General features: G+C 36.7%; 12 protein-coding genes and 3 pseudogenes. 14 read left to right on the top strand and 1 reads right to left on the bottom strand.

Features of this window, described 5'->3' with window-relative positions:
* From JN080_RS30025 to JN080_RS24500, 14 genes and pseudogenes are all read left to right on the top strand, one after another.
* Positions 1-129 carry an enoyl-CoA hydratase-related protein gene (locus tag JN080_RS30025; protein ID WP_375141762.1) on the top strand — a complete coding sequence of 43 codons (129 nt, stop codon included), beginning with the start codon at positions 1-3 and terminating at the stop codon, positions 127-129.
* Between the two features lie 37 nt (positions 130-166).
* Complete coding sequence (locus JN080_RS24560; protein WP_256238604.1) at positions 167-1,480, top strand: acetyl-CoA hydrolase/transferase family protein; 1,314 nt, start codon at positions 167-169, stop codon at positions 1,478-1,480.
* A gap of 276 nt (positions 1,481-1,756) precedes the next feature.
* Positions 1,757-1,985 (top strand): annotated as a pseudogene (locus JN080_RS24555) (RsfA family transcriptional regulator); the annotation flags it as partial.
* 934 nt (positions 1,986-2,919) lie between these two features.
* Positions 2,920-3,642 (top strand): FadR/GntR family transcriptional regulator, encoded by a 723-nt coding sequence (locus JN080_RS24550; protein ID WP_256238603.1) that lies wholly within the window; start codon positions 2,920-2,922, stop codon positions 3,640-3,642.
* 55 nt (positions 3,643-3,697) lie between these two features.
* Positions 3,698-4,675, top strand: a complete 978-nt coding sequence (locus JN080_RS24545) for a fumarylacetoacetate hydrolase family protein (RefSeq protein ID WP_256238602.1) — start codon at positions 3,698-3,700, stop codon at positions 4,673-4,675.
* Between the two features lie 179 nt (positions 4,676-4,854).
* Entirely contained in the window at positions 4,855-6,438 is a 1,584-nt protein-coding gene (gene mhpA, locus JN080_RS24540) for a bifunctional 3-(3-hydroxy-phenyl)propionate/3-hydroxycinnamic acid hydroxylase MhpA (protein ID WP_256238601.1), read from the top strand.
* A 250-nt stretch (positions 6,439-6,688) separates the two neighbouring features.
* Positions 6,689-7,573 (top strand): VOC family protein, encoded by an 885-nt coding sequence (locus JN080_RS24535; protein WP_256238600.1) that lies wholly within the window; start codon positions 6,689-6,691, stop codon positions 7,571-7,573.
* Positions 7,574-7,609: 36 nt separating this feature from the next.
* Entirely contained in the window at positions 7,610-7,819 is a 210-nt protein-coding gene (locus JN080_RS29730) for a hypothetical protein (RefSeq protein WP_309144714.1), read from the top strand.
* Between the two features lie 55 nt (positions 7,820-7,874).
* On the top strand, positions 7,875-8,663 hold the full coding sequence (locus JN080_RS24525; protein ID WP_256238598.1) for an enoyl-CoA hydratase/isomerase family protein: 789 nt from the start codon (positions 7,875-7,877) through the stop codon (positions 8,661-8,663).
* Positions 8,664-8,752: 89 nt separating this feature from the next.
* Positions 8,753-9,362, top strand: a pseudogene (locus JN080_RS24520) (3-hydroxyacyl-CoA dehydrogenase NAD-binding domain-containing protein); the annotation flags it as partial.
* A 119-nt stretch (positions 9,363-9,481) separates the two neighbouring features.
* Positions 9,482-10,159: an enoyl-CoA hydratase-related protein gene (locus tag JN080_RS24515; protein ID WP_256238597.1), complete on the top strand. Its 678-nt coding sequence runs from the start codon at positions 9,482-9,484 to the stop codon at positions 10,157-10,159.
* Between the two features lie 375 nt (positions 10,160-10,534).
* A complete protein-coding gene (locus tag JN080_RS24510) occupies positions 10,535-11,470 on the top strand; it encodes a beta-keto acid cleavage family enzyme (protein ID WP_256238596.1) in 936 nt (311 codons plus the stop codon).
* 378 nt (positions 11,471-11,848) lie between these two features.
* A pseudogene (locus JN080_RS24505) lies at positions 11,849-11,953 on the top strand (acyl-CoA dehydrogenase family protein); the annotation flags it as partial.
* 876 nt (positions 11,954-12,829) lie between these two features.
* The gene (locus tag JN080_RS24500) at positions 12,830-13,075 is read left to right on the top strand and encodes a hypothetical protein (protein WP_256238595.1); all 246 of its coding nucleotides are present in this window, start codon (positions 12,830-12,832) and stop codon (positions 13,073-13,075) included.
* Positions 13,076-13,164: 89 nt separating this feature from the next.
* Here the strand turns inward: JN080_RS24500 and JN080_RS24495 are convergent, their stop codons facing one another.
* A complete protein-coding gene (locus JN080_RS24495) occupies positions 13,165-13,422 on the bottom strand; it encodes a hypothetical protein (RefSeq protein WP_256238594.1) in 258 nt (85 codons plus the stop codon).
* Positions 13,423-13,669: the final 247 nt, after the last annotated feature.

Raw genomic sequence — 13,669 nt, 5'->3', positions numbered from 1 at the left:
ATTCTTGATCTTGAACGGGCTGTATCGCTTGAAGCTGAATTATTTGGCGCTCTTTTCTCCACGAAGGATCAAAAAGAAGGAATGCCGGCCTTCTTGGAAAAACGCCAGGCTGTTTTTAAAGGAGAATAATCTCAAGGAAAAAACCAATTAAAGGAGATGAAAAGATATGAGTTATCAAAAGATGTATCGAGAAAAATACTTTACGGCAGAACAAGCTGTTCAGTTCATTGAATCCGGTGAGGCGATTGTTACTCCTATAACTCCCGGAGAGCCGCCTGCTTTGCTTGATGCTTTGGTTTTCAATAAAAATCTAAATGGGAACCTTCTTTACCGTATGCTTCCCGGCTATCCGGTTTTAGATGTGGAACAGGAAAAAATCAAACAGATTTCCATCTTCATCAGTCCTTATGACCGTAAAGCGTTTGCTGAGGGGAAGACTGACTTGCTTCCTAACCATTTTTCAGATATCCCTTCTTTAATAGAAATTGGTTCATCCCATACGGAACGTGTCCTGATGGCCACTGTTTCCCCTATGGATGCTGAGGGATATTTTTCGCTCGGGACCAGCGTCAGCTATCTTGGAGACTTGTTGGATACTGCAAAAACAATCATTCTTGAAGTCAATCAACATATGCCGCGTACGTTTGGGGAACAGAACAAAATTCATATTAGCCAAGTTACGGCACTTGTTGAACATGATTTTGATTTGCCTTGTGTTGCCAATCCTGTTCTTAACGATAAGGATATGAAAATCGGCCAAACGATCGCCGACTTAATTAGTAATCGCGACACGGTGCAAATCGGATTCGGGTCAATGCCAAATGCGGTTATTGAATATTTGAGCGGACACCGTGACCTTGGCATTCATACAGAAATGCTTCCTGACAAAGTCGTAGATTTATATGAGAAAGGCGTCATCACCAATGCACATAAGAAAATTTTCAAAGGCAAGTCAACCGCGACATTTGCTTATGGCTCGAAGCGGCTGTACGACTTCATGAATAACAATGAGGATATTCTGATGCTGCCCTGCAATATTACCAACGATCTCCGTAATCTTGCCCAACTTGATAACCTTGTATCGGTCAATTCTACGGTTGAAGTGGACTTTTTGGGCCAATGCAACTCTGAAACGATTAACGGGACCTACTATTCTTCTACAGGGGGCCAGGCTGATTTTGCCAAAGGGGTCCGCATGGCAAAAAATGGCCGAGGCATCATTTGTCTCTATTCAACAGCCAAAAACGATACAATTTCCAAAATCGTTCCATCCCTTTCAAAGGGTGCTGTGGTGTCCACATCCAAAAACGATGTTGATATCATCGTCACCGAATATGGGACAGCTGAACTAAAAGGAAAAACCATTCAAGGCCGCACAGCAGCACTTATTAACATTGCCCATCCTCAGTTTAGGGAGCAGCTTACCTTTGAGGCAGTAAAGCGCGGCTTCTTACCACAAAAGAACTTTTATCTAGCTTGACATATAATGAGCCCGCATCTATCTTTAGAAGTCGGGCCCATTGGGGAACTTAATGGATCAGGTTCGCCCATATGTTGTAGATGTTGAATAATAGTATTGCAGCTCTGGGGATCAATATCCATCTTGGGCAGTGAACTAAATCCATATGAAATCGTTCTGTATGGTTATCCGGATTTTTAATAAGCTTTATTTTTGTTAAGTGGTAATTAGTAATATCAGTCTATCTTTTCTAGTAGAAACATATTTATGAATAAAAACACTAGGAGGGATATACTGATGTCACCAACACGCCAAGATGCCTGGTCCCACGATCAGGATGTGTTACTTGCAGAAGTAGTTCTCCGATATATTAGGGAAGGCGGTACCCAGCTCCAAGCATTTGAGGAGGTCGGCAAACGTCTTTCCCGTACAGCTGTAGCCTGCGGATTTCGCTGGAATTCGTATGTTCGTAAACAATATAAATCTGGTATTGAACTTGCAAAGAAACAGTTTAAGGAAATAAAAAACCAATCCCCTCCTTCAAATCTAACTCAAGCTGTATCTACTATTAATCAAAAATCCCAGCAAGAGGTACCGGTAAAAAGTGAGATTACCTTTCATGCAGTTATTCACATTTTGCATGGCCTCTACAATAAAACGGAAATGTCATCAAGTATTCGAGAAGACAAAGAAAAGTATTTTTTGATAATAAAAGAGTTAGAAAAGAAAATTATCTTTGGGAAATAAACAAAATTGTGGGATATTATTAGGATTCTGTTTATTTAATTAAGATGAATACTAAAACCTACCATTCCTCTAAATTTAGGAAGTTGGGGAATCGCATTAAAACACATTTATCTGTTCTTTTATGTATAACCAATTATGTAATTTCGTTACACACGAATTAATAGATTTAAAAAAATATAAATAGGATGTGATAAGTATGGTAATGAGAATTGGAAGAACTGAGCTGTAGGTAATGGAAATGGAAAAGGCGATTGATTATCCCGAATTTTACAGTTAAACAGAAAAAAACGAGCTAAAAACATTGATTTAATTATGTTTTTAGCTCGTTTTTTATTTATATTTATGTACATATGCATGTATATTGAGATTTTATCTAATATTTAACGCTGTTTACTTTTAGTTTTACTCCATAAGTCTTTACAATCCTAGTAATCCCGATGTAAGCACACCACGTTCTACAATGAAACTTGTTTTATCAAATTTTTTAGAAAATTTTAAAAAAACAGATTGACTGTTTAATAAATATTATTTATTATAATAATTAGATAAATAATATTTATTTAATGAAAAGGAGGTTTTAAAAATATTTAATTGGAGCGTTTCCTTTATGATTTAAATTCTCTATTATTTTAACTTTCTATCCTATTAAAGTAATTTCCACTTATAATGTTGGAAAGAGTATAACGTAGTGAGGATAGGAGGAATTGGTCTTTATGAAAAATAGAAGTGAGCAATTAGTTTATGAATTAGGAAACAAAATAGCTATTGGTGAGATTACTCCTGGTGAGGTATTGCCAAAAATAGAAGAATTGAGTGAAATATATGGAGTAAGTCGTACTGTAGTTCGTGAAGCTTTTAAAAGTTTATCTGCCATGGGACTCATAAGGTCAAATCAAAGAGCAGGTACTATTGTACAACCACGTTCATATTGGCAGTGGTGGAATATTGATCTATTAACTTGGGTCCTTGAAGATGAGAATAATAAAGATTTATTATTGCATTTAACAGAAGTTAGATTAGGTCTTGAACCTGTTGCTGCTGCCCTGGCTGCAACAAGGGCAACAGATCAAGATTTATACAATATAACAAACGCATTTCAAAGACTTGAACAGACAATTGGTGATGAAAAGGCTTGGGCGAGTGCAGATTATGATTTCCATGAAAGTATCTTGCAAGCTTCATACAACGATATCATGATTAATACCATTCGAGTGTTACGCAGAGCACTTATCATTAGCCGTGAAAAAACAATAAGTGCAGCAAAGGAAATTACAGAATCACCTTATGATACTCCTACAATTGAAGTTCTAGATCGGCATCGATCGATTTATGATGCTATCTTGGCTCGTGATGAACAATTAGCGAGTCAAAAAATGACAGATTTAATTTTGCGTGTAAAAAGGATATTAGAAAACATATACGAAAATCATTCTTAAAAATAAGACTGATTTTTTAATTAAATTAAAATCAATGCTGAGAGGGGAATTTAAAATGGGATTACAAGTTGTAAGATTTAAAAAAGAGAATAAAGAGAAGTGGGGAGTTGTAGAAGGAGATAAAATTCTTGCTTTAAAAGAGTCTTATCGCACTCTAGCGGATTTTTTAGAAAAAGGGGTAGAAGAAGCAAGAGAATTAAAAGCACAGGGAACCGATGAATCTGTTTCATTAAATGATGTAATTCTTTTAAGCCCAGTAACGAAGCCTGCAAGAATTGTGTGTCAAGGTGCCAACTACTCTTCGCACCGTGCTGAAGCTGGACTTGAAGCAACCCGTCCACCATACAATATGTTTTTTAGCAAGGCAGACAGTTCACTTTGCGGTGCGTATACGGAAATTGTACGACCTTCACATGTTCAGCTGTTAGACTATGAAATTGAGTTGGGATTAATCATTGGAACAGAGATTTCTAATACTGTAGAAATAACAGATGAAAATCTTCATGAATATGTAGCTGGTCTTGTCATGTTTGATGATGTTTCTGCTCGTGAAACCCAACTTACTCAAGGGCAATGGTTAAAAGGAAAAAGCTACCGTACATTCGGACCTACTGGCCCATTCCTTTACTTACTTGATAAAGATGATGTGCCATTAATCCATGATCTTGAATTAAACTTGTGGGTCAATGACGAATTGCGTCAATCAGCGAATACGAGCCAACTATTGTACAAGCCTGCTGAGACCCTGACAGAGCTTTCAGAAATCATGGATCTTTCCAAAGGGGATCTTGTCATTACAGGAACAACTGGTGGGGTTGCATTAAATATTACTTCTGAAGTACTTGGGCAAGTACTGAGTCCAACAGTTGCTTATGCCGAGAAGTGTGATTTACTGGTTTCAAATCAAATTAATAATGGCAAATATTTAAAAGACGGTGATGTCATTCGATGTCAGATTAGAAGTACCGATGGGAAGATTGATCTAGGTGAACAAATAAACAAAGTGGTGCCTAGTAAAGTAGCAATCTCTTGATTTTTACGTAAATAAAACACTGGGATTTATGATCTAAATAGTTCAGGAGTATAAATCCCAGCCCTTCTAATTCCATTGCTGCTACGATACACTCCTTTGCTATTCAAATAATATGTATCCGCTTACATGATTTATTAAAAATAATTAAATAGCTAATTCTTTTTTGAGGGGTGTAGATGATGAAACAAGAAAATGTTGATGTTGCCATTGTGGGATATGGACCTGTATCAAAACTGTTAGCCACTTTACTTGGACAAAAAGACTGGAAGGTTGGAGTATATGAGAAATTTTCAGAGCCGTATCCACTTCCAAGGGCTGTTCATTTGGATGATGAAATAGCAAGAATTTTGCAATCTATCATTCCAAAAAATGACCTTGGAAGAATATTCGAACCAGTCCCTGATCTTTATGAATGGCGTAATGCGGAACGACAATTACTCTTGGCGATTGATTTTTCTCAAGATGGTATTTCCGGTTGGCCAGGACATATCTTTTTCAATCAGCCTGAACTGGAAGAATTAATGGATAAAGCATGCCGTAATCAACCTAGTGTAAGTGTGCATATGGGGCATGAAGCAGTTGGCTTGAGGGAAAATGAAGAAAGTGTAGAGTTGATTGTTAAAGATGCACATGGAGTTGAAACGAACATAATGGCTAAATATGTGGTTGGATGTGATGGAGCTAATAGCTTTGTTCGAAAAAATATGGATCATACCATAACGGATTTTGGATTTGACGCCGATTGGCTTGTGGTCGATATTGTTCCTCATGAAAAAAGAGAATGGAATCCAATGAATTTACAGTTGTGTGATCCAGCACGTCCTACGACAGTTGTTTCAGGTGGTCCTGGAAGAAGACGGTGGGAAATTATGGCTATCCCTGGAGAAACAAAAGAAGATCTAAATAGAGTAGAAGTGGCTTGGAAATTTCTTGAACCTTGGGATATTACCCCTGAGAATGCGGTGCTGGAGAGACATGCAGTTTATACATTTAAGGCACAATGGGTGGATGAATGGCGAAAGGGAAGGCTCATTTTAGCTGGTGACGCAGCGCACTTAACTCCACCGTTCATGGGACAAGGACTGTGCTCAGGGCTTCGCGATTCAAAGAATTTAGCTTGGAAGCTTGATCTGGTTTTGAGTGGAAAAGTGGATGACTCTATTCTCGATCAATATACGAAAGAGCGTAAACCACATAACCGAGATGTTGTCGATGCTGCTTTGTATTTAGGAAAGGTGATATGTGTTCCGGATCCAGTGGAAGCTGAAAAAAGAGATGCAGCCTTCTTATCTGGAGATATCCCTCCATTTCCTGAATTTCCAATTCTAACGGAAGGTATTCTATACCAGCCAGAAGAAAGTAGAAGTGACAATTTAGCTGGGGAACTATCTTTTCAAAATCAGGTAAAATATCAAGGAAAGACAGGTTTGTTTGATGATATCGTAGGTCATCATGGTTGGACGATAATGAGTCCAGTTGCAAATCCAAAGAAGGCTTTAAACCTAGAACAAATTGAGTTTTTGGAGAAAATCGGCACAGAATTTATTGAAGTTTCGGATAATGAAACGGCGGGGTCGAATGCAATCATCGATATCGATGGAAAATACGGCCAGTATTTTAAAGAAAAGGGAGTAGAAGCCGTTATTGTACGACCTGATTATTATCTTTTCGGAAGTACTTCTTCTTTTGAAAATTTATCGGAAATTGTGGAAAATTTAGACCAATTACTGAAGAAATTTATGAGCACAGAAGCTGCTAGATAGGTCAAACCTAACGAAAAATGCAGCTACTGTTTCATAAGTCATGATCCTTAATAAATTCATTATTGATTGGCTTCGGGGGCTAATCAATAACGATAAGGACATGGATTGGCTTGAGTAAGCCATAGATTATAGTAACATAATTTTAGGCTAAATGATAGAAAACAACTTTCATAGAACAAAGATCAATCGTATTCAAAGTGCTTTATAAATAAATATTAACTCTTTTAAAACCATTTAGGAGGAATATTTGATGTCAAAATTAAAAGTATTTCGATTAGCGTTTGCCGATTTCTATTCTCAGGAGCCAGAAAAATTAACAGAATATTATACGAATACAATGGGTTATCGTATTACAGAAGAAGTAGATGGTAAAACGTATTTGAGTAACGGACTCGACCATCATAATATTGTGATTACTCCATCAAATCAAAAAGGAATGCATCGTTATGGTTACCAATTAGATGGTCAATTGAGCTTGGAGGAAGTCCAACATCAATTACATGTACAAGGTATTGAATCTATCTTAAAAGTAGACGCAAAGCCGGGTATTTCAAAATTCATCGAATTACAGGATCCAGCAGGAAATACCCTCGAATTATTTACAGAGATGGATCAACCAGCGCCTGGTTACGGTTCATCAGGGATTGTTCCACTTAAATTAGGACATATTGCCTTCTATGCAGATAATTATTTAAAGACATTACAATTTTATCAAGAAGCATTAGGATTTACATTTACAGATAAGATTGGTGAAGAATTTGCTAACTTTCTAACATGTAACCTTGATCACCATGTTCTCAATATCGTGGCATCTAATAAGACACGCCTTCATCATATTGCTTTCCAATTAAAAGATGCCAGTCATCAATATGCGAGTTCGGATATATTGGCGAAGCATGGCCGACCAATCCTTTGGGGTCCATCCCGTCATACAGCAGGACATAACATTGCCACCTATCATCATGATCCAGATCAAAATGTGATTGAATTGTTTACGGATTTAGATGTGCTTATTCCAGAGCTTGGTATTTTCGAGCCTCGTCCATGGCATGAGGAATTACCGCTTAAACCAAAGACATGGGAAGCCTTAAGTGCTTGGGGAACAGAATTCGAAGTAGATTTGGCTAAAGTATAAAACATAGGTACGATTCTTATGTTTGTAGAGCAATAAATGAGCGGTGTCAGGCACCTCAAAATGGGCATTTTTACTTTTTGTATTTTGAGGATGCCTGACACCTTTATAATGCAAGTAATGGAGGTGAATAATAAATGGCAACTTATATTGTTGATGGAGCAAGAACCGTATAATGTGAAATATGGATTAGCTACACTTTGTATTGGTGGCGGGCAAGGGATTGCCATTATTTTAGAAAATGTGTAAATGTGTTTAACTAGCTCCATATTTTCATAGAAATGCACGTAAAAGGAGAATGCAATTGGAAAATAACCTTGTACATTTATCTATTAAAAGTCATGTTGGGATCATTACCTTAAACCGTCCTGAAGCGGGAAATGCGTTAAATGAACAGATGGTAAAAGAATTGTTGGATGTTTCTATTTTTTGTTCGGACAGTAAATCCATAAGAGCAGTTGTCCTTACGGGTGTAGGAAATACATTTTCTGTAGGGGGAGATCTAAAAAGCTTTGCCCAAGAAGGGGAAGGAATTAGCTCGCATCTAAAAATAGTAACAACTTATCTGCATCATGCGATTTCTTATTTGACTAGAATGAACAAACCGCTAATTGGTGCAATAAATGGAGTTGCAGCTGGTGCTGGTATGGGTCTTGTATTAGCTTGTGACATGGCTTATGCTTCTGAACAGGCCAAATTTGTCATGGCTTATAACCGAGTTGGATTAACTCCTGATGGATCAGGAAGTTACTTCTTACCACGAATTGTCGGGATGAAACGGGCAATAGAGTTAATGTATACAAATCGACAATTGGATGCAAATGAAGCAATGGAGTGGGGAATTATCAATCATGTCATCCAACAAGACCAATTAATGGATACTGTACTTAGTCTTAGTGAAACGTTAGCAACTGGACCTACGGATGCATATGGCGCAACCAAGAAACTATTTTATCATTCTTTACAAGAAACACTTGAGTCGCAGATGAGTATGGAGGCTTTACAGCTTGCTGAAAGAGCAAGTAGTGAGGAAGGAAAAGAAGGGATTTCTTCCTTCATAGAAAAACGGAAAGCTAACTTTTTAAGAGATTGATTATCTTTAAAGAAGTCTTAATAGAATAGAACTCACTTTTTATAAAATCTCTTAATGGGGACTAACGGTTAATGAAGCAGTTAATGAAAGATGTTCAATTGGTGATTGAGGCAGCCACTGAAAATAGAGACATTAAGCTGGAAGTATTCCGAAAACTGGATAGAATAGCACCCGAAAATGCAATTCTTGTCACGAATACTTCTTCCTTGCCAATAACCAGAAATTACATCAGTAACTAATCGGCCTGAGAAAGTGATTGGAATGCATTTCTTTAACCCTGTTCCGGTTATGAAACTGGTAGAAGTAAACAGAGGATTAGCTACATCTGATGAAATATTTTCAATTGTTGAAGATCTAGCGAAGGAAATGAAAAAAATACCTGTGGGCATAAAGGATTTTCCAGGTTTTGCTGTAAATCGAATTCTTATTCCAATGATTAATGAGGCCATATATGCCGTATATGAAGGGATTTCTACTCCAGAAGGAATTGACGAAGTGATAAAACTCGGAGCTAATCATCCAATGGGACCTATTACGCTTGCTGATTATACTGGATTAGACACTTGCCTAGCTATTATGGAAGTACTCCATGAAGGATTTGGAGATCCAAAATACCGGCCATGCCCGTTGTTAAGGAAATATGTGGAAGCTGGATGGCTTGGTGTTAAAACCGGACGTGGATTTTATGTTTATAGCTAAAGGAGAGAAACGATGAGGGAATTTAACACAATCATCTATTCCGTTGATGGAAATATCGCTGTTATTACCATCAATAGGCCGAAGTATTTAAATGCATTAATTCGGAAGTACTAAGGGAGTTGTCAGATGCAGTTGATTTAATCGAACAAGATCCTTTGATTTTTGCTGTAATTGTAACAGGAGCTGGAGAAAAGGCTTTCGTTGCGGGGGCAGATATAGCGGAAATGCTACATAAAGATGTGTTGGAAGCTCGTGCATTTTCTTCACTAGGAAATAAGGTATTTTCGAAAATTGAGAATTTAAGCAAACCGGTCATTGCTACCGTGAACGGATTCGCTCTCTGCGGAGGTTGCGAACTGGCAATGGCATGCGATATTCGTATTGCCAGTAACAAGGCAAAATTTGGCCAGCCTGAAGTAGGACTGGGGATTATGGCAGGTTTTGGCGGTTCCCAACGTCTTTCCCGTCTTGTAGGTGCAGGGATTGCTAAAGAAATTTTGTTTACAGGGGATATGATTAATGTCGAGCGTGCCTATGAAAATGGTTTGGTAAACCGAGTAGTAGATTCATCTGAGGTACTGAAGGAAGCAAAAACTATTGCAAAAAGGATAGCCACTAAGTCACCGCTCGGAGTTAGTTTCAGTAAAAAAGCTGTAAACGATGGATTAAACCTTGACTTTGAACGTGCTTTATCCTTAGAAACAGATTTATTTGGTTCCCTTTTCTCCACGAATGATCAGACAGAAGGAATGTCAGCATTTTTAGAAAAACGGCATTCTTTATTTACAGGAGAATAATATCGGAATTGTAAATCAATGCTTTTGCACATTACCAATTTTTATAAATGTACTCACTTCGTAAAAATGAGGCTTAACAATGTTTAAGGTGTGATTTTTGATATGTATTACGTGATGTATTGTCAAGAGGAGGAAGTTATTTTTGAACATTTCGACTTAGTAATGGACAAGTTAGTTGATGGGTGGAGATTATATGGATACGCGGATAGTAAACAGTTAGCAGAGTCATTGTTACATGAATGTCAGCATTACTGATTGGACTAGTGGGGGTCTTTGCGATAGGTTTTCTTAAGAGAAATACAGCGCAATCCTGCAAATAATAAATATGTCGATTTAATCAGCAAATATTATCTTATTTTACTAGGAGGAATAAAAATGACAAAGAAATTTAAAAGAATAATTAGTGCTTCTATTACAGGGTCTATCCATGTTCCAACAATGTCAGAGTATCTACCGATAACACCTGATGAGATCTCCCAAAATGCGATTGATGCAGCTAATGCTGGTGCTTCCAGTGTGCATATTCATGCAAGGAATCCTGAGAATGGTCAACCATCATCCGACCTGAACTTATATAGAAAAATTATAGACAAAATTAGAGCAGTGAATAAAGATGTCATCATCTGTATAACAACCGGCGGCGGATTGGGAATGACAATTGAACAAAGAGGTGCTGTCGTTCCTGAATTTAAACCAGAACTGGCTTCTATGAATTGTGGATCGATCAACTGGGGTCTATACCCTTTAGGTGAGCGTTATAAAGAATTTAAATTTGATTGGGAAAGAGAATACCTTGAAAATACAAAAGGTCAAGTTTTCACCAACAATTTTGTAGATATTGAGGGTTTGTTGAAAATCTTTAGAAATAGCGGCACAAAGCCTGAACTGGAATGCTATGATGTAGGTCACATATACAATGTCAAATTTATGCAACAAAATGGTTGGTTTGAAGGGAAACCGTTCCTACAATTTGTTATGGGCATTAATGGTGCGATAGCTGCTAATGAATATGAACTAATGAATATGAAACAAACAGCTGACCGTCTATTCGGTGAAAATGGCTATGAATGGTCCGCATTCGGTGCAGGAAGACAAGAATTCCCAATTTGCACACAAAACTTGTTTTTAGGTGGACATGTGCGTGTAGGTATGGAAGATAACTTATACTTGAGTAAAGGTGTCAAAGCTAAAAACAATGCTGAATTAGTAGAAAAAATGGTCCGTATCATGAAAGAATTCGACTACGAACCAATGACACCTGCTGAAGCAAGAGAAACATTAGGACTTAAACAATCAGTTTTTACCAGATAAAAATGTGATTCACCTTAAAGGTGTGTAAGAAGCTTGAAGTACCTATCAATATAAAGAATATCTTAATGGGGTACCAATTGATCAGAAGTTAATGAATAGTCGTTATTAAATTCGGAATCTTTAAATTATATTGTAATTTGATAATTCTATAGAGATAATGTCGTAATCTTGGATTAATGTATGGTAAATAGGAAACGATGGGGTTATATGATGTACTCGAAGTTATAGAGAAGGGGAACCAAATTCTATTTCATCCCCTTTATCTGTGTTAAAAAGTTGATACAAAAGGGGACAGATAGATTAATTCTTGATTGTAATAGTTGTTTGACTGTATATCTAGTAATCATTTAAATAGATAGAATTTAAGGGTGCAGAACAGTGAATTTTAATTTATCAGAAGAACATGAAATGATTCGAAAAATGGTCCGTGATTTTGCTAAAAATGAAGTTGAACCTACAGCTGCGTATAGGGATGCGGAACAACATTGTTTCCAGAAAAATTCAGTTTAAAAAACGATCATTTAATTTTGTCTAAAAGTTGTATTTTTTGTTCAAAAATAGCCACCTTTCATGTTCGTAAAACTTGAAAAATAATTTATGAAGGTTTTCTGTCTTTAACACACTTTTACGAACGATTATAGTAGAATTATAGAAAAGAGAATTAAAAATGAGGGGAATCTAAAGTGCACGTTAGAAAGTTTGGCTACAAAGTAGCAGAACGAAATGACTTCCTTTTATTTCTTCTTATTCTAGATAAAGCATGCCGGAAGTTTAAACGTACTTGAACATCTTAATGCTGCAATAAAATAAAACCTTGCCGGGTAAATTGTACATATCTTTACCCGGCTGATTTTTCACGATCATTAAATCCTTATTGCTATATTTAGGGGGCTCGAACCCCTGACCTCAACGCTGCCAGGGTGGAGAGTAAAATATCCTGTAATTACCCAATATGCCCAGGAATGGCTTCATATCAAGCGTTTTAGGAGGTTTTTAATTTTTAAATGAACCCTAGTTTCCGGTGATTTTCGATAGTGTGTGACCACGATGTGACCAGAGCGTGACCAGTGTGGTGACCTTTAATTTTTAAAAAGTTAGTACTTATTTAATACCAATTTATCAGTTTTGAGATGTGATAGTATGCCAAAAGAGAAATTAAAATCGATAAAATATAAATTTAGCCTAGAGGAAACATCCTTCTAGGCATTTTTTTATTTAGGAGGATTTAACTGTAAAATATATATAGAAACGTACGTTTGGTATAATGTAACTTAGGGTAATTTCATGCAATATCACATTATGCTGTTACGAAAAATTTCTAATTTAATTGGGAGAGAAATGAGGATAAAGTAAATAAATGTGACAATAGAAGTACATTACATAGCTAAAAGTAGATTAGCACAGAAAGGTTCGTTTTTCGTTAAGTGGCAAACAATCTGGGCAAGTGGCTTTAGATTTCTGGAAGCAGATTCAAAAAGAAATGTTTATCATGCCAAGTTAGAAAAGGTTATTTTGGATGGCGATAAGGATATTACTGAATTAGTTAAGGAATTAGAAAAATCAGTTTGGAGAAAAATTGAGGATAACTGGAATTTGCCTTTTTAGTTTTATGCAAAAAATGGTTCCCGGTAGTTCTAACATTTAAAAGCCAATCAAAAAGGATTTAGTTGTTATTCTGAATCCTTCCGATAATTTTATTTTTTATTTTTATATTGAGCTTTTATTAATATATTTGTAATAGGTTTATCTTTCACAATAAATACCTTTTTGTATTTTGGATATTTATTAACTATTTCCTCATAGGTTCCTGTGTCTTTAATGAACTCAGGTTTGAAATTAAAACACTTTGAATGCTTTATTTGTGTAAACAAGGTATCAGTATTAACCATGTCATTCCTTTTAAAAGGTTTGCCACAAACCTCACAATGAGGTTGTACTTTTTCCTTTACCATATCACTCCTCCTTCCCTTCCACTATTAAACATACACCTAAGAAAGTAGAATACATGTAAAATCAAAAATATTCATTATTCGTTCATATGTCAAAGAATTGCCAGGATATGGTGATTGTGAAAGAATGCACTTAAACTATCTGGCAGGTGTGCGGCCGAGCCTAGGTCGTATCATATAGCGGGTGGGATTCCCGTCGAGTAAGAACTAGCCATTCGCTCGTAGCGAGTCTTGGAGGGCTAACGGTAAC

Origin of the sequence: Bacillus sp. EB600, from assembly GCF_024494385.1 — a bacterium.
GTDB lineage: Bacteria > Bacillota > Bacilli > Bacillales > Cytobacillaceae > JAEVLT01.
Note: the sequence above shows the minus strand (reverse complement) of the source record. Positions and strands in the feature narration are given on the sequence as shown.